This is a genomic window from Amycolatopsis sp. WAC 01376, assembly GCF_003947415.1.
Classification (GTDB): Bacteria; Actinomycetota; Actinomycetes; order Mycobacteriales; family Pseudonocardiaceae; genus Amycolatopsis.
Genome location: NZ_QHKL01000006.1, coordinates 329,763 through 348,414, shown reverse-complemented (window position 1 = coordinate 348,414; position 18,652 = coordinate 329,763). Strand labels below are relative to the sequence as shown.

At 67.8% G+C, this 18,652-nt stretch carries 21 protein-coding genes; 15 read left to right on the top strand and 6 right to left on the bottom strand.

The window, feature by feature from the left end:
• Positions 1-19: 19 nt before the first annotated feature.
• From DMH03_RS28550 to DMH03_RS28540, 3 genes are read left to right on the top strand one after another with little or no spacing between them, the layout of a single operon-like run.
• On the top strand, positions 20-1,024 hold the full coding sequence (locus tag DMH03_RS28550; RefSeq protein ID WP_125795072.1) for a hypothetical protein: 1,005 nt from the start codon (positions 20-22) through the stop codon (positions 1,022-1,024).
• A 42-nt stretch (positions 1,025-1,066) separates the two neighbouring features.
• Complete coding sequence (locus DMH03_RS28545) at positions 1,067-1,420, top strand: spore germination protein GerW family protein (RefSeq protein WP_125795071.1); 354 nt, start codon at positions 1,067-1,069, stop codon at positions 1,418-1,420.
• The gene (locus DMH03_RS28540) at positions 1,417-1,710 is read left to right on the top strand and encodes a hypothetical protein (RefSeq protein ID WP_125795070.1); all 294 of its coding nucleotides are present in this window, start codon (positions 1,417-1,419) and stop codon (positions 1,708-1,710) included. Before DMH03_RS28545 ends, DMH03_RS28540 begins: the two co-directional genes overlap by 4 nt.
• A 213-nt stretch (positions 1,711-1,923) precedes the next feature.
• Here DMH03_RS28540 and DMH03_RS28535 read toward each other — a convergent pair whose 3' ends face one another.
• The gene (locus tag DMH03_RS28535; protein ID WP_125795069.1) at positions 1,924-3,489 is read right to left on the bottom strand and encodes a hypothetical protein; all 1,566 of its coding nucleotides are present in this window, start codon (positions 3,487-3,489) and stop codon (positions 1,924-1,926) included.
• Between the two features lie 1,338 nt (positions 3,490-4,827).
• On the bottom strand, positions 4,828-5,535 hold the full coding sequence (locus tag DMH03_RS28525; protein WP_125795067.1) for a class I SAM-dependent methyltransferase: 708 nt from the start codon (positions 5,533-5,535) through the stop codon (positions 4,828-4,830).
• A gap of 36 nt (positions 5,536-5,571) precedes the next feature.
• On the opposite strand from DMH03_RS28525, the gene DMH03_RS28520 reads away from it, so the two are divergent.
• On the top strand, positions 5,572-6,012 hold the full coding sequence (locus DMH03_RS28520; protein ID WP_125795066.1) for a MerR family transcriptional regulator: 441 nt from the start codon (positions 5,572-5,574) through the stop codon (positions 6,010-6,012).
• A 43-nt stretch (positions 6,013-6,055) separates the two neighbouring features.
• Here DMH03_RS28520 and DMH03_RS28515 read toward each other — a convergent pair whose 3' ends face one another.
• Positions 6,056-7,252 (bottom strand): PP2C family protein-serine/threonine phosphatase, encoded by a 1,197-nt coding sequence (locus DMH03_RS28515; protein WP_125795065.1) that lies wholly within the window; start codon positions 7,250-7,252, stop codon positions 6,056-6,058.
• Between the two features lie 143 nt (positions 7,253-7,395).
• Here DMH03_RS28515 and DMH03_RS28510 point away from each other — a divergent pair, with 143 nt between their 5' ends.
• The 8 genes from DMH03_RS28510 to DMH03_RS28475 all read left to right on the top strand — a co-directional run bounded on the left by DMH03_RS28510 (position 7,396) and on the right by DMH03_RS28475 (position 12,947).
• Positions 7,396-7,845: a MarR family transcriptional regulator gene (locus tag DMH03_RS28510; protein WP_233611687.1), complete on the top strand. Its 450-nt coding sequence runs from the start codon at positions 7,396-7,398 to the stop codon at positions 7,843-7,845.
• A gap of 111 nt (positions 7,846-7,956) precedes the next feature.
• Entirely contained in the window at positions 7,957-8,820 is an 864-nt protein-coding gene (locus DMH03_RS28505; protein WP_125795064.1) for an STAS domain-containing protein, read from the top strand.
• Positions 8,817-9,206 carry an STAS domain-containing protein gene (locus tag DMH03_RS28500; protein ID WP_125795063.1) on the top strand — a complete coding sequence of 130 codons (390 nt, stop codon included), beginning with the start codon at positions 8,817-8,819 and terminating at the stop codon, positions 9,204-9,206. The genes DMH03_RS28505 and DMH03_RS28500 overlap by 4 nt, the downstream gene beginning before the upstream one ends.
• Entirely contained in the window at positions 9,196-9,633 is a 438-nt protein-coding gene (locus DMH03_RS28495) for an ATP-binding protein (RefSeq protein ID WP_125795062.1), read from the top strand. The genes DMH03_RS28500 and DMH03_RS28495 overlap by 11 nt, the downstream gene beginning before the upstream one ends.
• On the top strand, positions 9,630-10,628 hold the full coding sequence (locus tag DMH03_RS28490) for an ATP-binding protein (RefSeq protein ID WP_125795061.1): 999 nt from the start codon (positions 9,630-9,632) through the stop codon (positions 10,626-10,628). Before DMH03_RS28495 ends, DMH03_RS28490 begins: the two co-directional genes overlap by 4 nt.
• A complete protein-coding gene (locus tag DMH03_RS28485; protein WP_125795060.1) occupies positions 10,625-11,803 on the top strand; it encodes a PP2C family protein-serine/threonine phosphatase in 1,179 nt (392 codons plus the stop codon). The genes DMH03_RS28490 and DMH03_RS28485 overlap by 4 nt, the downstream gene beginning before the upstream one ends.
• Positions 11,804-12,000: 197 nt before the next feature.
• Complete coding sequence (locus tag DMH03_RS28480; RefSeq protein ID WP_158633127.1) at positions 12,001-12,468, top strand: ATP-binding protein; 468 nt, start codon at positions 12,001-12,003, stop codon at positions 12,466-12,468.
• Between the two features lie 80 nt (positions 12,469-12,548).
• On the top strand, positions 12,549-12,947 hold the full coding sequence (locus tag DMH03_RS28475) for an STAS domain-containing protein (RefSeq protein ID WP_158633126.1): 399 nt from the start codon (positions 12,549-12,551) through the stop codon (positions 12,945-12,947).
• Positions 12,948-12,994: 47 nt separating this feature from the next.
• Here the strand turns inward: DMH03_RS28475 and DMH03_RS28470 are convergent, their stop codons facing one another.
• The gene (locus DMH03_RS28470; protein ID WP_125795057.1) at positions 12,995-13,534 is read right to left on the bottom strand and encodes a helix-turn-helix domain-containing protein; all 540 of its coding nucleotides are present in this window, start codon (positions 13,532-13,534) and stop codon (positions 12,995-12,997) included.
• A 63-nt stretch (positions 13,535-13,597) separates the two neighbouring features.
• On the opposite strand from DMH03_RS28470, the gene DMH03_RS28465 reads away from it, so the two are divergent.
• Entirely contained in the window at positions 13,598-14,584 is a 987-nt protein-coding gene (locus DMH03_RS28465) for a S9 family peptidase (protein WP_233611686.1), read from the top strand.
• Between the two features lie 21 nt (positions 14,585-14,605).
• On the opposite strand, the gene DMH03_RS28460 is transcribed toward DMH03_RS28465, so the two are convergent.
• Positions 14,606-15,367 (bottom strand): ABC transporter permease, encoded by a 762-nt coding sequence (locus DMH03_RS28460; RefSeq protein ID WP_125795056.1) that lies wholly within the window; start codon positions 15,365-15,367, stop codon positions 14,606-14,608.
• Positions 15,368-15,377: 10 nt separating this feature from the next.
• Entirely contained in the window at positions 15,378-16,139 is a 762-nt protein-coding gene (locus DMH03_RS28455; protein WP_125795055.1) for an ABC transporter ATP-binding protein, read from the bottom strand.
• A 192-nt stretch (positions 16,140-16,331) separates the two neighbouring features.
• Between DMH03_RS28455 and DMH03_RS28450 the strand changes: the two genes are divergently transcribed.
• Together DMH03_RS28450 and DMH03_RS28445 are read left to right on the top strand one after the other, a co-directional pair.
• Positions 16,332-16,760 carry a hypothetical protein gene (locus tag DMH03_RS28450; protein WP_125795054.1) on the top strand — a complete coding sequence of 143 codons (429 nt, stop codon included), beginning with the start codon at positions 16,332-16,334 and terminating at the stop codon, positions 16,758-16,760.
• Entirely contained in the window at positions 16,757-18,568 is a 1,812-nt protein-coding gene (locus DMH03_RS28445; protein WP_125795053.1) for an APC family permease, read from the top strand. Before DMH03_RS28450 ends, DMH03_RS28445 begins: the two co-directional genes overlap by 4 nt.
• The last annotated feature ends 84 nt before the right edge of the window (positions 18,569-18,652 follow it).

The window sequence follows — 18,652 nt, the reverse complement described above, 5'->3', positions numbered from 1 at the left end:
GATCCGAGGAGGAAAAGCGATGGACCAGAACCTGCCCGACGCGTACACGGTGAGGGCGGCCATCGCACTGGCCGTACGCGCCCCCTCGGTGCACAACAGCCAACCTTGGGACTGGCGGTTCCGCGGCCGCACGATCGAACTGCGAGCGGACACTGGCCGCAAGCTGCGACAGGCCGACCCCGAAGGCCGCGATCTGCTCATCAGCTGCGGGTGCGTGCTCCATCACTTCACGATCGCGGCCGCCACGCTCGGCTGGACCGCCCACATCGACCGGATGCCCGATCCTGACGTGCTGGCCCGAATCGAACTCTTTCCTCATGAACCGCGTGAAGAGGACATCGCGCTGGCCACGGCGATACCTCGACGCCGGTCGGATCGCCGCCGGTACGCCACTCGGCCGTTGACGGTCTGGGAGGAGAACCGTCTCGTACGAAGCGCGACAGACCACGACGCGATGTTGCGCTTCGTGGACGACGCCCCACGGCGTTCGGCGTTGACGGCCGCCGCGGTGGAGGCTCGGGGCCTGCACCGGGCCGACCCGGCCTACGGAATCGAACTCGCGTCCTGGAGCGGACGGCGGTACGCAGCAGACGGCGTACCCGCACGAAACGCCGTCCTGACCACTGCGGCACCGCTGGTACGAGACTTCTCCGACGCCCTGCTCGCCGACACCGACGCCCACGATGGCGCCGCACTGACCGTGCTGTCGACTGCGGACGACACTCCGCTCGACAGGCTACGGGCAGGCGAAGCCGCCAGCGCCGTGGCGCTGACGGCGACCCGGCTGAACCTCGCGTCCTGCCTGGTCACGGAACCACTGGAGCTGACCTGCACCCGTGGGCTGGTCCGCGACTGCGTCGTCGCCGAGGGAGCCGAGCCCCAGCTCGTCGTGCGGATCGGCCACCTACCCGACGGCACTCCCCCGCTCCCCGCCACCCCACGACGGCCGATCACGGAAGTCCTGCGGCCACTGGGCCACTACGGGATCGGCCTGCCGATACCGGTACAGCAACGCGAAAGCTGACACCCCGCCCGCGGACGCACCGACAACCCCTGGGAGCACAACATGAACGTCGACGAACTACTGAAGAAGACCAAGGACGGTCTCGAAACCAAGATGGTCTACGGCGAGCCGTACCACGCCGACGGGGTCACGGTCATCGTGGCCGCCACGGTCGGCACCGGTGGCGGTGGCGGCGACAGCCGCGATGAGAAGGGGCGCTCCGGCGAAGGTGCCGGGTTCGGCCTGTCGGCCAAACCGGTCGGGGCATACGTCATCAAGGACGGCAAGCTCCGCTGGGAACCTGCCATCGACGTGAACCGCCTCTTGACCACGTTCGGCATGATCGCGGTGGCGGCACTGTTCGCGGCCACACGGTTCGCGAGGGCCAAGCGGCACACCGAGCTGGAACGGGCATGAAACCGGCATGGAATCCGGGAAAAGCGGAGCGGCAGCGCCGGGAGAACGACGCGGTGAACGCGAACCTGCGAAGCGCGCGCGAACTGCGGCGTCTCTTCGCCCGGATCGCCGAGACGGCGGCACTGTCACGGGAACAGCTGCGGACCCGGCTCGTCGCCAACGCCGAGCGGCGGGCTCGTGCCGACGAGGAGCGTCGGCGGCTATTGAGTGCCGAGATCGCGAAGCGGGGGGAATCTCGCGAAGCGAGAACGGCGCTTCAGTCCGCCGGGATGATCAGACCGCTTCGCTGATGGTCACCGCGAGCTTGAACGTACTGAAGCGGTGCGGCAACGAGACCCCTGGGACCGAGACCACTGCCCCGACCACGAGACAGTTCACAAAGCAGCGGTCTCCAGGGGCAGGTCGCCTGCCGGGTGAGCACCATGGAATGGATCACACGCGCAATGATCTCGACTCGCGCGGTGACGTCTGCGGACCCTTCGGCGCCATCGCGCAGCCTTGATCTACACGTCGGGCGCGAAGGAGCGCACTCGCCAGCCATGGTCATACTCGGTTTCCCATTGGAAGTACAGGCTGGTTCCGAGTTCCTTCACCGCCATGTAGCAGCCAACCTCGGCGGAGTTCTTGACATCGTACTTGCAGTCACTGAACTGTTTCTCTGTAGGCGTGTATCCGAGCAGGTCCGCCGGGATTTTCAGAGCCGTCACAGCATTGCCGGAGTGGGTGCGAGCGATCAATCCCGCGTTGTCCCGTTGCCGCCACGCCACCAGGAAGGCATTCTTGCTGCCCTCGAAATGCTCCTTCATCGCCTGGTCGCGCTCGGTGCACGCGTTGCCGGTAGCAGGGTCGCCGCCCGAGCCGCCACGGCATATGTCGTTGAGCGCCTGCCAGCGTTTCCATAGTGCCTTGAGGTCGGTAGTTCCATCGATACTCTGCGCCGCCGTGCCCCGATAGCCGAAACTCACGTCCACAAGGGCTGCTTCGGGCGTGCTGTCGTTGAGCAGGAAGTCGAGGACCTGCTGTTCGAGGCTGAACAGGTCCATCGCCTTCAGCATCCGGGCAGCCACCTGCAACCTTCCGTACTGCGGTGTGCCCGCGCCGGCTCTTGCCAGCTCGCCCTGGACGACGTTGCCGGCGCATCCCCGTAGCTCGGCCGCCGTGCCGGATGCCGCCGCCCCGTCGCCCTCCCTGATCACCTTCCCCGCGGCTCCACCAGTTCCGACAACCGAAGCCATACACTCCACAGTGGATATACCCAGCGTCTTTCCTCCACCGATGGGGATGTCAGCACCGGCCGCCGACGCTAGCTGGAACACCGCGTTGGTGAGAAAAGTCCCGGTGTCGTGGCGGGCATGCCCCTGCACCGTCCCGGCGACGCCGCCCGGACGCGCGAAAGTCACCGTGGCAGCCGCCCGTCCAGTCAGGAACAACCTGGTATTGGCCGCCGTGCTGCCGATGTTCCCCGCTCGCTGCACCAACTCTCCGAGCGAATTCGGCAGGGAGGTCGAAGCGCTCCGGTAAGCAGTGGTGAATTCGACCGTCACCGGATACCCGCGGTTGTTGACCACCTTGAGCGCCAGATCGTCACCGGCGCTCTCAGCACAACTGAGCAGCTGGGCGTTTTCCGAATCGGAGGTGATCACGGTTTGCACCCACGACGGCGTCTTCCCCACGCACTGCGGCTTGTCTCCTCGATTGCCGAGTACCCGGAAAGCCTGGTACTCCAGCGCCGAGGCGACCCCTTGCGCCCCCTGCACGATCTTGTCCGACAGCACGGTCCAGACCGACAGGTGATCGACCGTCGCACTCAGGCTCCCCGAAGCCGGGTCCGTCCTGGTCTCCACCGGAATCCACCAGCCTGTCGGCTCGTCCAGGTAAGCGATGTGCGCGGGTTGCCGCAGGTTGGGTAGAGGGAAGTCAATCGTGACCGGCCGACGGGGTTGCTCCGCACCTGCGGAGATCCGGACGACCGGACCCACAAAGAGCGCAGTGTCTCCCGCCGGGTTCGGTTCGGGGGCAACCTCCAAGATGGCAGAGCCGAGAGCACCTTCCGGCGCCGCGACCGTCACCCCTTCTGCGGTGGCTGACTGCGGCCCACCTGGGCGCGGCTCGCTCGTGCAAGCGACAGCGAACACAGCAACCGCAAACGCGGTGAGTACGATCGCGACTCTTCGCATGGGTGTCCTCGGCTCGGCGTCATTTCTTGCCCCTGCACAGTCGCCAGGATCGCGCACCTGTTACAGGCATCGACCGAGAACTACCTCAACCATGGCCATGTGGGAGGCCTCAGGAAGGCATGGGCGAGAACCTGTCCGGGCCGGAATCCTCTAGGCACAAACCGGGATCGGCGACCCGCGGCGGCCCGGCAGCTGGTACGGCGAGATCAAGAACTACGACTCATCGCTCTCACCTTCCCTCGCCGGGACTGTGGAGAGCGCCTACGTAGCCAATGTCTCCCCAGGCCATTTATGCACGGATGCGCCGCGTATCCAGGGAAATCGACAAGTCCGTTAAGTCGGCTCTGTGCATGACGAGGCTCCTGACGAGACGGGTTCTTGGTATGACCCGCCACGGTCTGGAGCGGTGACGGCGCCGGCATCGGTATGGAGCCGAGCCGGTCAGCTGTCGGCGCGAACCGTTGCACCGATCGCGAGAGAAAGCAACCAGCGATCGCGGCACGCGTGGAGCCCGTCATCGTCAGGAGTGCCAGACTCCTTTATATATCGAGTTTTCTCTTCACAGAGCCAGCCAAGCTGGATCACATCGGACAGGCCAGGTTAACCCGATCGTGTCAGTGTCACGCCACAGAATCGGGGAGTAAACGCGCAGCAGGGCGGCGACCTCCGTGCGGTCAGATCCCCTGGTCTAGCGCCCGGTGAAGGCGAAGGCTTCCGTAGTTCAGCGCTCCAGTCCGTCGGCGGGGTCGAGGCCGAGAATCGCGAGCAGCAACGCACAATCCTCGATGTCCTTCGCGGCCGACGCCACCAGGCGCACACTGCGGTAGCACTGGTCATGGCTGACGTCGTAGGGATTTGAGCTTCCCCCCGTTGTCCGGACACCTTGGGGGCCGCACTCGCGAGTGCGGAGTCTGAACACGCGAGTTACGTCTCTGAACACGCGAGATCCGAGTCTGAGCACGCGAGTGCGGTGTCGCGTCACCCGAGTCCGCCGTCTCGCCCAAGACACGACACGTTCGCCTTACCCCTCAATAACCCTCATTGTCACTCACGACCCCCTCTCGCAGCTGCGCAAAGCCCCCTCGGGCCCCCAGATCCGGACTAGCGTCCCGTGTGGACAGTCGCGCCCCGGGTCCACTGCCGGTGACTTGTCCGGCTTGATCGAGCAGGCCGGCAGCCACTGAAGATCAACTTGAGCTACGTGGCATTGGGCACGACCTGGTCCCTTCATCATCTGGGCCCGGATTTGCTGTTCGATCCCGGCGAGGGTCCGTGTTCCTTTCGCGCAGTACCCCCGAACGGCTGGTGTTGTGAGCCGGCCACGTGCCCGATGACGCACGCCGCCGGCGGGTCGAGGTCGAGCATCTCGGTCCGGAGTCGCTCGAACCCGGCATCGGTGAGCCGGCTTGCCAGCTCCGCGGCGGCGGCCGCCGAAGTGGCCGCGGTGGCACCGGGACAACGAGGCTGGGACACCAGAGCGATGCGCCCACCGGGTCGCAACAGCCGGGCGAGTTCGCGTAGCCGGGCGGCCGGGTCGGGCCACATGCCTGCTGTGTTGACCGCGAGCGCGGCGTCGAATGGCCCGTCGCTGATCGACAGGCTCTCGACCGGCGTGTGCACCAGTCGTACCCGTCCGGCCCGGATGGCGGCCCTGTTGCGGCGGCGGGCCTGGCGGATCATGACCTGCGAGTGGTCGACGCCGACGACCAAGCCCCGGGACGCCCGGGTGGCGAGGGTGGAGACGGCCACGCCCGGGCCGCAGCCGAGTTCGATGACGCGGTCGGTCGGCTGGACGTCGAGAATCCGCACCGCCCAGCGGTTGCGCGTCACGTTCGACGACCGACGGCCCATGATCCAGCCGGCGACGTGCCCGACGGCTCCGGTCGGCCGGTGGAACTGCGCCAAGATCCGGCTCAGCAGCCTTTCCTTGATCTTCATGGGGTGAGCCAAGCACTTCAAGTACGCTTGAAGTCAATGTCTGCCACCGAGCGCACCCCGGCGTCGTTGTCCATCGGCGAACTGTCCGAACGGACCGGCGTGCCGACGAGCGCGCTGCGGTACTACGACGAACTCGGCTTGGTGCGGCCGACGGCGCGGGAAGCGGGCCGACGGCGCTACGCCGAGTCGGCGGTCAGGGACGTCGGCGCGATCCTCTTCTTCCGCGAGATCGGATTCTCGCTGACGGAGATAGGACGCTTCCTCACGGGCGAGCGACAAGGCCGACGGGAAATGATCGATCACAAACTGGCTGAACTGACCGAACAGCAGCACCGTATCGAAATCGCCCGCGCCGCACTCGAACACGGCCGGAAATGCCCGGCCGTCGATCCCATGAAATGCACCCGATTCTGGGCGATCCTCGAAGGGCGACAGCGCGGCCTCTCGCTGGAAGAAAGCCACTCGCGAGTGCACTGACCGAACCTGTCGGGCGAACCCACGGACCTGCGCGCGGAGCCGCTCAACGCCTGGACGCGATGTCGGATTCCCGGTCGATGCTCGGGTTCGAGCCGAACCAGTCGAGGCAGACGACCATGGCGTCGTCGGCGGCCATGCCGCCCTTGCGGCGGTCGTGCAGTTCGGCGAGGACGGCGCTCGGGACGTGTGCCGCGGGCAGTTCCGTGGTCGTGAGGATGGCCTGGGTCAGTTCGCGGTCGCCGTAGAGTTCTCCGTGTGGTCCGGCCGCGTTGTACACGCCGTCGCTGACGAAGACGAACCTGTCGCCCGGCAAGGCCTGCAGGGTTTCGGCGGTATAGAGGGTGTCTTCGAAGGTACCGAGGGGAAGCTGTTCGTCGAATTGGACACGTTCGGCTTTGCCGTCGCGTAGCCGCCACAGGCGGGGTGATCCCGCGTCGACCGCGGTGATCCCACCGGTGGCGAGGTCGAATTCCAGCAGGAGCGTGGCGACGTGTTCTTGACCGCGGTGCTGCGCGTAGATGGCTTGGTCGGCGAGTTCCGCCTGCGTGTCCAGGGGGATCCCGGCGCGGCGGGCGTTGCGCAGCGCGTTGACGGCGAGGTTCGTCAGCAGGGCGGCGCTGCTGCCTTCGCCCATGCCGTTGACCAGCGTGACCGTCAAGGTGTGGGCGGAGGCCGACCAGTCGAAGCAGTCGCCGTAGATGGCGTACGCGGGTTCCAGCTGCCCACCGAGAGCGAATTCGGGGCGGCTGCACGCGCGGCCGGGGAGCAGCTGCCACTGCATTTCCGCGGCGAGCGTCAGCCGTGAGGAACGGCGGGCCTGCACGTACAGGTCGGTGTCGCGGTCGGCGACGAAGACCTCGTGCCCGAGCGCTTCGGCGAACCGGCCGAGTTCGGCCCACACCGGCGGTTCCGGCTCTTCGGGCAGCGTGACGACCAGGACACCGAGCCGGTCGCCGCGTACGGTGACCGGGAGGTTGGCGCGGATGCCGTCTTCGGCGGGTTCGAACGTCGCCAGCTGGGTGGTGAAGGCTTCGCCCGCCGCGGTGTCGGCCACCGGCATCGGCTCGGTCGTGTACGGCAGGACGGTCACTCGCCGCAGTTCGGTGAGGCTGTAGTCGGCCATCAGCAGCTCGACGGCACCGGCGCCGAAATGCTCGCTCAACGCCGCGCGCAGTCCGTCGAGCAGCGCATGAGGCTGAACGCCACGCAGGACGCGTTCGACTGCCAAGGATCTGTCCACCGCGTTTGCCTCCTGCCCACCCGGAACCCGGTGTCTCGGATCGAGCACACGGGATGAGTCCGCACCGCTCCGTCGGACCGGTCGCAGGACGTGCCGCGGTGAGCTGAGCTGACAGCTCAGCATAAGGATGCGAGAGTGGGTCTGTGAATCGGTCCTCCGAGCCGCACGGCACCGAGACGGTGGCGGCGGCCGTGACCGAGACGGCCGAGCTGCTCGAGATCATGTTCGAGCGGGCTCGCGAGGCGTCACCGCGTCCGCTGTCGACGTCCCAAGTACGCGCTGTCGTGGCACTCGATCACCACGACGGGCTGAACCTGCGCGCCCTCGCCGAGGTGCTCGGCTCGACCCCGCCGCTGGTGAGCCGTCTGTGCGACCGCTTGGAGGCGGTCGGCTTCCTCGAACGGCTGCCCAGCTCGGCCAGCCGCCGGGAGATCACGCTGCGGCTCAGCGACCGCGGCCGCGCGTACCTGCAGGACCTGCGGGCCCGCCGGCGCGAGAGCCTGCACGCGGTGCTGGCGAAACTCACCCCCGAAACCAGGGCGGCGCTCACCACGGGCCTGCAGGAATTCCGTGAGGCGGCGGCAGGCGACTAGATCCGGGTGTGACGTACCTGGCTCTCTCCAGTAGGCTAACTATTGTCATATGACAATGGTCGCTGCTCGCGCACAGCCGGAGGCGGCCCGGAACTCTCGGGAGGCCGCTCGGTGTTGAGGACGGACGACTCCGCCGTCCGGGACTTGCTGTCGCGGATCTTCGGTGAAGACCAGGACGAGCTTGCCGACGACTGGGTCCGCCGGCAGTCGACGGACTCGTCGGCCCTGCTCGACGAGTCGGCGCTGCGCCGCGAGGCGACCGAGTTCTTGGGCGCGCTCCGCGACGCGCTCGACACCGGATTGCCGCTGACCCGGATCATCGAGCGGAACCAGGCGGTCCGCTCCGCCCTGCGCGGGCTTTCCGAACGGCGCGCTCGCGCGGGTGCCACGCCCGCCGCCACAGCCACGGCGATCCTCGCGCTGAAACGCACGACCATGACCGCGCTCGAACGCCGGAGCGACGACCCGGCGGTGCGCTATCAGGCGTCGCTGCTGGTCAACCAACTCCTGGACGCCGCGGGCCTGTTCACCTTCTCGGTCTACGTCGAAGGGCGCGAGGAGATCATCCGCCGCCAGCACCAGCAGATGCTGGAACTGTCCACCCCGGTGGTACGGCTGTGGCGGCAAGTACTGGCCGTGCCGTTGATCGGCACCCTCGACAGCGCCCGCACCCAGGTCGTGATGAACAGCCTCCTGGAGGCCATCCAGACCCACGAAGCCCGCGTGGCGATCATCGACATCACCGGTGTGTCCACAGTGGACACCGCAGTGGCCCATCATCTGCTGCAAACGGTCAGCGCGGTACGGCTCATGGGCGCCGAATGCCTGATCAGTGGTGTCCGCCCGTCGATCGCGCAGACCGTCACCCAGCTCGGCATCGATCTCTCCCACATCGTGACCCGCGGCTCGCTGGCCGACGCCCTCGCCGCCGCGCTGGAGCTACTCGGCGACCGCACCGGCGCGGTGAACGGGTGACCACGCAGGCGGGACTGCCGATCCTGCGGCTCGGGGACATCCTGATCAGCGGCCTGCTGGCCGACCTGGACGACACGACCGCGTTGCGGTTCACCGACGAGCTCACCACGCGCATCGCCGACGAAGGAATCCGCGGGGTCATCCTCGACATCTCCCGGCTGGAGATCATCGACTCCTTCGTCGCACGGGTGCTGATGCAGCTGGCCGCCACCGGGCGCCTGCTCGGGGCGCGGATGATCGTCGCCGGCATGCGCCCGGCGGTCGCGATCACGCTGTCCGAACTCGGCCTGCGCCTCACCGGCGTCCAAACCGCGCTCAACGCCGAACAAGCCATGGAACTGCTCGGGTGGCGCCGTCCCGCCGAGGCGGCGCCTCATGCTTCCTGACGAACTCACCGGACCCGGGCAGGGCGTCCCCGCGCGCGAACACGCCGTCCGCGCCGAGGAGGACCTCCTCACCGCCCGCCACGCCGTGCGGGCCAGTGCGGTCGCCGCAGGCTTCACCATCGTCGACCAGACCAAAATCGTCACCGCGGCCAGCGAACTGGTCCGCAACGCCTACATCCACGGTGGCGGCGGCACGATGACGATCGCCGTCGCGCGAGACGGCCGGGGACGCGCGGGCCTGCGGCTGACCGTGCGCGACGAGGGCCCCGGAATCGCCGACGTCGAACAGGCCATGACCGACGGCTTCAGCACCGGCGCCGGCCTCGGGCACGGCCTCGGCGGAACCCGGCGGCTCGTCGACGAGTTCACCATCGACACCGCCCCCGGCCACGGCACCACCGTCACCATCGTGCGCTGGAAACCATGACCGTCACCGTCGCGGAACCCACCCGTCAGATTCGCATCGACCACGTGAGCGCGGTCTACACGGCGGCGCGCGTCGCTCGCGAGGTCGCCGCCGGCGCGGGGCTGCCCGAGGTGCTGGCCGAACGCGCGGCCGTCATCGCGTCGGAGCTGGCGGGCAACATCGACAAACACGCCACCGACGGCGCGGTCTTCGTCCAACGCTCGCTAGCCGGGTCCGGTGTCGATGTCTACGCCGTCGATTCCGGGCCGGGTATGGCCGATCTGGAGTACTGGCGGATCGACGGCCACAGCACGACCGCGACGCTGGGCACGGGCCTGGGCGCCGTCGGCAGGCTGGCCACCGAGTTCCGGATCCGATCCGCGGCGGGCTCGGGCACCGTCGCGGCGGCACGGACACTGGTCACCGGCACGAACGCCGCGGCCGTCGCGCACGTCCGCCTGGCCCGCGAGGGTGAAGACCGGTGCGGTGACGGCCTGGCACTGGCCTGCGTACCCGGTGTCCGGACCATCGCCGTCGTGGACGGTCTCGGCCACGGCCCGGCGGCAGGCGACGCGGCGGTGGCCGCGATCGACGTCTTCCACCGCGACCCCGGCCGTCCGCTCCGCGACCACCTCACCACCATGCACCGGTCGCTGCGGCAAACCCGCGGCGCCGCCGTCGCGCTGGCCCGGATCTCCGATGGTCTGCTCGAATTCTGCGGTGTCGGGAACATCGGCGGCCTGGTGCTGATGCCCGGGGAAACCCGGCCGCTGCTCAGCATGCCCGGCATCGTCGGATTCACCTTGCCGGACGCACACGTCCGGACGGTGAGCCTGCCGGAGCACCACCTCGTCGTGCTGCACACCGACGGAATCGGCAACGGCTGGCGCGGCGCCGCACCCCTCGGCCCGCTTCCGGCCCCGGCACTCCTCGCCGCCGACCTCGCCCACCGGCACCGCGATCCCCTCGACGACGCCACGCTGCTCGTGGTCGGATCCGGAACGGGCAAGCCATGACGCACTCCCCCGTCGACCGGCTACGCCGACGTCTTCGTGAGGCCTGCGCCGCCGCGGGTGTCGCCGTCGACGACCGCGCCAAGCTCGTTCTCGCGGTGCCCCTGCTCGCCGAGCACGCGGGGCAGCCACCCGAGCTGTCGACCTGTGCGGGTAACGGCAGACTCGCCGTCACTCTCCGGTTGCCCGGCCCGGTCGGGCAAGACCACCGCAACGCCCTGCCCCTGCTGCCCGACGCCGGAGACGGCGCGACCCTGACCTGGCACCTCCCCGCCGTCCACGACACGGCGACCGTTCCCGTGGACGACGAACCGGCCACCCGCGAGGAAATGCTCGCCCTCATCGCCCGCGCCGACGCGGTGACCCAGGAGCAGCGCGAACTCAAACACGAACTCGCCGAAACCAACAGCGGTGTGCTCGCCATGTACGTCGAACTCGAGGAACGAGACGAGCAACTCCGCCAAGCCCACGCGGTGATCTTCCGCGAACTCGAAGACGCGCTGCGGCCGCCACCACCACATGCGGACGCTTTCGAACTGGCTGTGCATTACGCGCCCAGCGAACCGGACTCCCCGACCGGCGGCGACCTCTACGACTGGTTCGTGCTGCCCGACGGGAAAGTGCACATCACCCTCGTCGACGCCGTCGGCCACGGCGTCACCTCGACCCGGCACGCCCTGACCGTCACCCACGCCATCCGAACCCTCGCCCTCGAAGGCCACGCCCTCCACGACCTGATCGCCCGCACCGCCAACGCCCTGGCGACCATCGAGCCCGACTTGATGGCGACCGTGCTGCTGGCCCGGCTCGACCCGGTCACCGGCGACGTCACCGTCGCCAACGGCAGCCATCCCCGTCCGGTCCTCGTCACCTCCGCCGGCGACACCGAACTCCTGGTGCCTTCCCGCGTCGGAAGAGGTGTCGGCTTCCCCGACCCAGGCAACGGCAGCCTCGTCCGCCGCACTCTCGCGCCGGGCGATCTGATCCTCCTGTACACCGACGGCTTGACCGAGAGCCGCAAGAACCACCAGGAAGGCGAGGCCCGGCTACTGGCCACCGCACCGCGCCACGCCGGAGAACCCACAGCGACGATCCCCAGCGCACTCGCCACCGCGATGCACGACGTGGTCCTGCACGCCGACGACACCGTCGTCATCGCGATCCGGCGCAGACCGTGACCCCGGTTACCGCGGCGCCGCAACCGAAAGAACTGACCGAGCAAACGAAACCCTTTGGGAGGCAAGAACTATCACGCAACTGCCCCTGAAGGTGAATGTGGAGCGGCAACCGCGGAGTTTGCTTATGTTCACCGCGGGGTACTGGTTTCAGTGCGCGATGTTTCCAGAAAAGCGTCTATGCGAGGCGGGTGGGACGGATGTCAACACAGCCGAGGGCTACGGAGCGCAACAAGCCGAACCCGGTCGACGTGGCCTACGACCTGGACGCGACCTCGACCAGGGACGTCCGGCACGGTGTTCGCGAGGTGCTGGGCCGATACCGGGGGCTCACCGTGGACGACGCGGTCCTGGTGGCCGACGAACTGGTCAGCAACGCCCACCGGCACGGTGACGCGCCGCGCGCCTGCCGCGTCGGGATCACGCACCAGGGCCGGTGTCTACGGATCGAGGTCGACGACGCTTCGCCGCGCCAACCGCGCCGTCGGACTCCGGACGGTTCCGGCGGGCGTGGATTGATGCTGATCGACCGGCTCTCCTCCACCTGGGGCGTCCAGAACTACGCCGATCACAAGACCGTGTGGGTCGAGCTCGCGCTGAACCGCGAGGGAAGCAGCGGTCACGCACCGCATCTGGCCGCGGCCCGCGACTGGCAAAGCGAGGACTAGCCATGTCCCGCACCCGAACAGGCGGGTACCGGACCAGCGACACATTCCCCGGTGTCGCTGGTCCGGTACCGTCGACCCTTGTGAGCCAACCGTCCCAGGCCGAGCCGCCACCACCCGACCTGGACATCGTCAGCCGTGTCGTGAACGGGAACATCGTGGTCTCGGTGACCGGTGAAGTCGACACCGAAGCCGCGCCGAAACTCCATGCGGCCGTCACCACGGCGATCGACGACACCGGCAGTGCCTGCGTTCTGGATCTGACCACAGTGGACTTCCTCGACTCCGCGGGCCTCGCCACGCTGATCACCGCCAACGCTCACGCGGAAACACACGGAAAATCACTACGCATCGCCGTGGACTCCAACAGCCCCGTGATCCGCCCCATCGAAATCACCGGCCTCGACATCGTGCTGAGGCTCTACCACACCGTCGACGAAGCACTCCAAGCCTCAAATCAGCCTCCGCGGTCAGAGCGCTGACACGCAAAGACGTCGTACTCCGCAGCGCCACCGCACCTGGCGTCCGTCTACGTGTCGGCCTGACCACCGGCCGGAAACAGGATCGGGCTCAGTAAATACTGCGTACGGCCTGGGGTGGCAGCGTTGCTCAAGTGCGGAAGAATCGCCGCGCGCAGACCGTCGATCAGGCTTCCGACCTCCTCACGATCGAGCCACACCGCGTGTTGCCGATAGCCGACCAGATCGGCGACCGGATCGGCGTCTTCACGATCGAGATAGGTGTTGAATTCGGCGAGCAGGGTGACCATGGCCAAGGCGAAGACCTCGCGGTGGTCTTCGGGTTTCGCCGCGGCCACCGCGTCTGCGTCGATGGTCGCGCGCTCTGGGCGCAGGCGGTAGGTCCGCTCCACGGCGCCCCGCACGCGGTGCTCGGCGGCGACCTCGAGAACACCCCCGCCGGCGAGCAGGTCGACGTGCCGGTACACGGTCGCCTTCGACACGTCGGGCAGGCGTGCGCACAGCTGCGCGGTCGTTTGAGTCCGCTTGCCGGACAGAGCGTGCACGATCCGCAGCCGCACCGGGTGCGCCAGCAGCTCCAGAGAATCCATGACCCCTATGCTCTCATTCGTGATACCGTTCTCAAAGTTGAGAATGGTGAGATGGAGGGCACTATGGCGTCAGTCGAATCGACCGATACGGACCTCGAGGCGTGGCAGTCACCGGACTATGCGGATCCGGACCTGTTCGACGAACATGCGGTGACTGTGGGTTCGGGCGCCTTCGCCGTGCCAGGAACAGTCACCGTCCCCCACGGCGAAGGCCCCCATCCGGCGGCTGTACTGCTCGCCGGCGGCGGACCGTTCGATCGGGACGGCACCGCCGGGCCGAACAAGAACTTGAAGGACATCGCCTGGGGTCTGGCCAGTCGCGGTGTGGCGGTCTTGCGTTTCGACAAGGTCACCCGCACGCACCGCGAACAGATCGCCGCCACCCCGGACTTCACCCCGGCCGAAGAATACGTTCCCCATGCCGTCGCGGGCATCGAGATCCTGCGCGGACTGTCGACAGTGGACGGTGAGCACGTCTTCGTGATCGGGCACAGCATGGGCGGCAAGTTCGCACCCCGGGTGGCCGCCGCCGGGCCAAGGGTGGCCGGTCTCGTCGTTCTCGCCGGGGACACGGTGCCGATGCAGTGGTCGATGGTGCGCGTCATCGAATATCTGACGAAGGCCGATCCGGCGACCGCGGCGTTGCTGCCCACCGTCGAGGCGGCCACCGAACACGCGAAACTGGTGGACAGCCCGGATCTTTCGCCCGCCACACCCGCCGAGAAACTGCCGTTCGGAATGCCCGCACCGTATTGGCTGGACCTGCGCGCCTACGATCCGGTGGCGGTCGCCGCGACACTGGATCTGCCCATGCTCTTCCTCCAAGGGGAGCGCGATTACCAGGTGACCATCGACGGCGATCTGGCCGGCTGGCGCGACGGCCTGGCCGACCGGCCGGACGTCACCTTCCGCACCTACGCCGCCGACGATCACCTGTTCTTCCCCGGCACCGGACCGTCGATGCCCGCGGACTACGCACATCCACACCACGTGGACCCCGAAGTCATCGCTGACATCGCCGACTGGCTCACCAACCGCGCTCGCCTTTGACCGCTGCGAGTTGAGGTGTGCTCAGGAGATCTTGCGGCGGTAGGTGATCGTGGCGAAGACGTACGCGACGACGAGGAGACCGGCGCACCAGGCGAGGGCGATCCAGATATCGGTACCGACCGGCTGCTCGGTGAGCAGGGCGCGGAGGGCGTTCACGATCGACGTCACCGGTTGGTGTTCGGCGAAGGCACGCACCGGGCCCGGCATGGTGGCGGTGGGCACGAACGCCGAACTGAGGAACGGCAGGAAGATGAGCGGGTAGGAGAACGCGCCCGCCCCGTCCACGGATTTCGCGGAGAGACCGGGGATGACGGCCAGCCACGTCAACGCCAGCGTGAACAGCAGCAGGATGCCTGCGACCGCGAGCCACGTCGACAGTCCCGCACCTGAACGGAAACCCATGAGGAGGGCGACACCCACGACGATCACGAGCGAGAGGAGGTTGGCGACGAGCGACGTCAGCACGTGCGCCCACAGCACACCCGAGCGTGCGATCGGCAAGGACTGGAAACGTTCGAAGATCCCGCTTTTCATATCGGTGAAGAGCCGGAGCGCGGTGTAGGCGACGCCCGACGCGACCGTGATCAGCAGGATCCCGGGCAACATGTAGCTCACGTACGAATCCGACCCGGTGCTGATCGCGCCACCGAACACGTAGACGAACATCAGCATCATGGCGACGGGCATCATCGCGGTCGTGATGATGGTGTCCACGCTGCGCGTGACGTGTTTCAGCGATCGTCCCAACAGGACGGTGGTATCGCCGAAGAAGTGCTTGTTCATCGTCATCCCCTTACTTGTCCGCGCCGACGATGGCCAGGAAGACGTCCTCGAGGGACGGCTGCTTCTCGACGTGTTCGACCTTGGCGGGCGGGAGCAGCCGCTTGAGTTCGGCGAGGGTGCCGTCGACGATGATCCGTCCTTTGTGGAGGATCGCGATCCGGTCGGCGAGCTGTTCGGCCTCCTCCAGGTACTGCGTCGTCAGCAGCACCGTCGTGCCGTTCGCGGCGAGTTCCTTCACCGCGGCCCACACTTCGATGCGCGCCTCGGGGTCGAGCCCGGTGGTCGGCTCGTCCAGGAAGATCACCGGCGGGTTCCCGATGAGGCTCATGGCGATGTCCAGCCGGCGGCGCATGCCACCCGAATAGGTCGACACCTTCCGCCCGGCCGCGTCAGTCAGTGAAAAGCGCTCCAGCAGGTCGTCCGCGATCTTGCCCGGCTGCTTCAGGTGCCGAAGCCGGGCTACCAGAACGAGGTTCTCGCGGCCGGTGAGGATCTCGTCGACGGCGGCGAACTGCCCGGTCAGGCTGATGACCTCCCGGACCTCCGCCGATCGCGTGGCGACGTCGAAGCCGTCGACACTCGCCGCCCCCGCGTCCGCCTCGAGCAAAGTGGACAGGATCCTCACGACCGTGGTCTTGCCCGCCCCATTGGAGCCGAGGAGGGCGAAGATGCTGCCTCTCGCCACGTCGAAGTCCACACCTCGCAGGACATGCAATGCCTTGTACGACTTCTCCAGGCCTCGCACCTGGATCGCCTGGGCTTGTGTCGCCATCAGACAATTCCCCCTCCTTGACTACTCAGTATCACTGACTACCGGTACACAGTAGCACTGACTAGTGATTGCGCAAGCACGTATGACGCTTGACGTAGTGGTGACGTCAAGACCCGGCCGTTCGGCATGCGAAGCCCGTAAGCGGCTCTTCAGCCGGTGTCGTCGACAGGTTCAGCTATCGGGATGCGTACCGTGCGCCGGAGACCGGTCTCCGCCTTGATCAGCTGTCCCCTCGGTTTCGCCGGTGCTCTCGCCGCGGCCTTTCTCGCACAGGCGGGCGGCGTTTCGCCTCAGCCGTTCGTTTCCGTGCTCCTGATGGTCGCGGTGATCGACGCCGTCGCCTTGTTCAGCACCGCACAAGCCGCCTTCGCCACCGCGGCGATCTGTTGGGTCCTGCACTCTTGGCTGGTGCTGGGGCATCCGTCCGGGCACGACGCTCTGGTGTTCGCGCTCAATGCCCTGGGCGCCATCGGTTTCGCGTTCTTGTCCCGTGACGTCCGACGCGGCGGTGACCCGGATCTCCGGCGCGTCAGTGCGGTGTCGGGTTCACCGGAATCGGTATCAAGAACCTGTCAACGCCCTCGCACCGACGAGGAGCAGAACCCCACGCTGACGGCGTGACAACCACACTCGCCCGCCCCGAGAGCGGTACCGACCGCTCCGAACGGCACCGTCTTTCCGTCGTCGGCGGACTCGCCGCGCTGTCCTTGGACGCGATGGCGTCGGTCGCCTACGGACCCGAGGCCATCGTGATCGTCCTGGCCGTCGCCGGCGGAGCGGGGCTGGGCTTCACGTTGCCGGTCACGCTCGCGATCGCGGTGCTGCTGGGTGTTTTGACGCTCTCCTACCGTCAGGTGATCGCGGCGTTCCCCGACGGCGGCGGCGCCTACGGGGTCAGCCGGACCTACCTCGGGCGCCGTGCCTCGCTGGTAGCCGCGGCCTCGCTGATCGTCGACTACGTGCTCAACGTCGCGGTCTCGGTGGCGGCCGGGGTGGCCGCGCTGACCTCGGCGTTCCCCGGTCTCCTGCCGTACACGCTGTGGCTGTGCCTCGGCGTCCTTGCCTTGGTCACCGCGGTGAACCTGCGCGGCATCGCCGAAAGCGCCCGGGTGTTCGTCGTACCCACCGTGATCTACGTCGGCGCGATCCTGACCGTGATCGTCGCCGGCCTCTTCCGGTCCGGTCCGGCCGCGCAGATCGCGGCCCCGGAACACGCGCAGAACCTGCAAGCGGTCGGGATTCTGTTGCTGCTGAAGGCTTTCGCGAACGGATGCGCGGCGCTGACCGGAGTCGAGGCGATCGCCAACGCGGTGCCGTCGTTCCGCAAACCCCGAGTACGGCGCGCGCAGCACGCGGAGATCGCACTGGGCGGCCTGCTCGGCGTGATGCTGATCGGGATCGCCGTGCTCATCGGGAAGTTCGCCATCCATCCGGTGGACGGCGTCACCGTGCTCTCGCAGGTGACCACCGCGTCCTTGGGCGACGGCTTCGGCTTCTACCTGGTGCAGTTCTCGACCGTGCTGCTGCTCGCTTTGGCCGCGAACACGTCCTTCGGCGGATTGCCCGTGCTGGCCCAGCTGCTCGCCAAACACAACAAGCTGCCGCACGTGTTCGCCCTGCGCGCGGAACGCCAGGTGTACCGCTACGGCGTCGGGTTCCTCGCCATCACCGCCGCGCTCCTGCTCGTCATCACCGACGGCGACATGAACACCCTGGTCCCGCTGTTCGCGATCGGGGTGTTCGTCGGGTTCACGCTGTCCCAGTCCGGGATGGTCCGGCACTGGCGACGCACCCGCCCGTCCGGCTGGCGCGGCAAGGCCACGCTCAACGGCTTCGGCGCGCTACTCACCGGCGTCGCCGCGATCGTGGTGACGACAACGAAGTTCAGCGAAGGCGGCTGGCTGATCGTGGTCGCGCTGCCACTGCTGGTGGCGGCCATGGAATGGGTCGAGCGCAGCTACCGCCGCATCGGCGATCGGCTCGGACTCGGCCTGACACCCACTCCCCCACGGCCGCACCGTTCGCTCGTGATCGTCCCCGTCCACACCGTCTCCCGCCTGACCCGTGACGCGCTCGCCGCCGCGCTGTCACTCGGCGACCACGTCGAGGCCGTGCACGTCACCCACCCCGGCGACGAACAGTCGGCGCAGGACTTCCTGGCAGCTTGGGAGAAGTGGCATCCCGACGTGACGCTGGTCCAGCTCCACGACGAACGCCGCCGTCTCGGCGATCCGCTGGTGGAGCACCTCCGCACCGTCGGCGACCGGCACGTCTTCGTGCTGATCGCCGAGGTCGAACCGGAGCACGGGTGGCAGCGGATCCTGCAGAACCAGCGCGGCGCAGTGCTCGCCCGCGCACTGCGCCGCCGCTCGGACGCCGTCGTCTGCCGCATGCGCTTCCGGTTGAGCCCCCACAGAAGGAATCCGTAAAACCGGATCAGCCGATCTTGCTCCCCGGAAGCGGACACGTTTTGCTGGAGCCATGGGCAGAGGTGACGTTCGCGGGCACGCGTG

What these genes read in the sequence shown, in the direction of transcription:
- DMH03_RS28550 (WP_125795072.1), top strand. Translation starts at nt 20, where the DNA reads ATGGACCAGAACCTGCCCGACGCGTACACGGTGAGGGCGGCCATCGCA.
- DMH03_RS28545 (WP_125795071.1), top strand. Translation starts at nt 1,067, where the DNA reads ATGAACGTCGACGAACTACTGAAGAAGACCAAGGACGGTCTCGAAACC.
- DMH03_RS28540 (WP_125795070.1), top strand. Translation starts at nt 1,417, where the DNA reads ATGAAACCGGCATGGAATCCGGGAAAAGCGGAGCGGCAGCGCCGGGAG.
- DMH03_RS28525 (WP_125795067.1), bottom strand. Translation starts at nt 5,535, where the DNA reads ATGAAGATCAAGGAAAGGCTGCTGAGCCGGATCTTGGCGCAGTTCCAC.
- DMH03_RS28520 (WP_125795066.1), top strand. Translation starts at nt 5,572, where the DNA reads ATGTCTGCCACCGAGCGCACCCCGGCGTCGTTGTCCATCGGCGAACTG.
- DMH03_RS28495 (WP_125795062.1), top strand. Translation starts at nt 9,196, where the DNA reads ATGCTTCCTGACGAACTCACCGGACCCGGGCAGGGCGTCCCCGCGCGC.
- DMH03_RS28490 (WP_125795061.1), top strand. Translation starts at nt 9,630, where the DNA reads ATGACCGTCACCGTCGCGGAACCCACCCGTCAGATTCGCATCGACCAC.
- DMH03_RS28485 (WP_125795060.1), top strand. Translation starts at nt 10,625, where the DNA reads ATGACGCACTCCCCCGTCGACCGGCTACGCCGACGTCTTCGTGAGGCC.
- DMH03_RS28480 (WP_158633127.1), top strand. Translation starts at nt 12,001, where the DNA reads ATGTCAACACAGCCGAGGGCTACGGAGCGCAACAAGCCGAACCCGGTC.
- DMH03_RS28470 (WP_125795057.1), bottom strand. Translation starts at nt 13,534, where the DNA reads ATGGATTCTCTGGAGCTGCTGGCGCACCCGGTGCGGCTGCGGATCGTG.
- DMH03_RS28465 (WP_233611686.1), top strand. Translation starts at nt 13,598, where the DNA reads ATGGCGTCAGTCGAATCGACCGATACGGACCTCGAGGCGTGGCAGTCA.
- DMH03_RS28460 (WP_125795056.1), bottom strand. Translation starts at nt 15,367, where the DNA reads ATGAACAAGCACTTCTTCGGCGATACCACCGTCCTGTTGGGACGATCG.
- DMH03_RS28455 (WP_125795055.1), bottom strand. Translation starts at nt 16,139, where the DNA reads ATGGCGACACAAGCCCAGGCGATCCAGGTGCGAGGCCTGGAGAAGTCG.